The sequence below is a fragment of the Streptomyces sp. CA189 genome (assembly GCF_056428985.1).
In genome coordinates, this window is record NZ_JBWJVM010000202.1 from 1 (window position 1) to 653 (window position 653).

At 69.2% G+C, this 653-nt stretch carries 1 pseudogene; it reads left to right on the forward strand.

Going from position 1 to position 653, the window contains the following annotated elements:
- Nucleotides 1–653: pseudogene (locus tag AC061S_RS44520) on the forward strand (IS200/IS605 family accessory protein TnpB-related protein); the annotation flags it as partial.

Here is a 653-nt window from a genome sequence, read left to right on the forward strand (position 1 = left end):
CATTCAGACGATCCCGCTAGCCACCGCGCGCGCGAAGGGCATGGTGGGTGTCGATACCAACGCCGACCACTTCGCCGCCTACCGACTCGACCCGCACGGCAACCCCATCGGCGAGCCACACCGCTTCCCCTACGACCTCAGCGGATCGGCCGACTTTCGCGACGCTCAGATCCGGCACGCCCTCACCCGGCTGCTGCACTGGACGAAGAGCGTCGGCGTCAAGGCCATCGCGATCGAAGACCTCGACTTCACCGCCGAGAAGACACGGGAGAAGCACGGCCGCAGGAAACGGTTCCGGCAGCTCATCTCAGGGATCCCGACCGGCAAGCTCAAAGCCCGGCTCGTGTCGATGGCCGCCGAACACGGCCTCGCCATCGTCGCGGTCGACCCGGCCTACACCTCTCAGTGGGGAGGCCGGCACTGGCAGAAGCCGCTGGTCACCCCGCGCCGCAGAATGTCCCGTCACGATGCCGCCGGCATCGCGATCGGACGACGCGCCCTCGGACACCCGATCCGGCGACGGACGGCACCGCCCCGTAGCGACCAGAGCGATCGCTACGGGCATCGGACCGTCCAGGCCGGACCAGGAGCCCGTGGACGTGAGGGAAACCGCCCACCCGCAACGGACCACGCCCCCAGAGACGTGCCGCCGA